Genomic DNA, 229 nt, shown 5'->3' with positions numbered 1-229 from the left:
CTACGGCGAAATGCAAACACCTAGCGAAGTACGCTATATGCAAGCGGTTAAAAATGGCGGTAAAGAAACCGACGAACTCGTACTTGCCGACATTGCAGCGCATGTTGTATCGCAAATGGATGAAGATACATTTTATATTATGGGTAGCGGCTCAACGGTTGAAGCCATAATGGAAGAAATGGGGCTTGAAAATACGTTACTTGGTGTTGATTTAATAAAAGATCAAACC

At 41.9% G+C, this 229-nt stretch carries 1 protein-coding gene; it reads left to right on the top strand.

Annotation, left to right across the window (positions count from 1 at the left end):
- Positions 1–37 precede the first annotated feature (37 nt).
- Positions 38–229 (top strand): hypothetical protein (locus AAEY83_RS19090; protein WP_351061870.1); only part of this gene is annotated, 192 nt, incomplete at its 3' end.

It is taken from the genome of Psychrobacter sp. TB20-MNA-CIBAN-0197 (assembly GCF_040309765.1).
GTDB lineage: Bacteria > Pseudomonadota > Gammaproteobacteria > Pseudomonadales > Moraxellaceae > Psychrobacter > Psychrobacter submarinus.
Note: the sequence above shows the minus strand (reverse complement) of the source record. Positions and strands in the feature narration are given on the sequence as shown.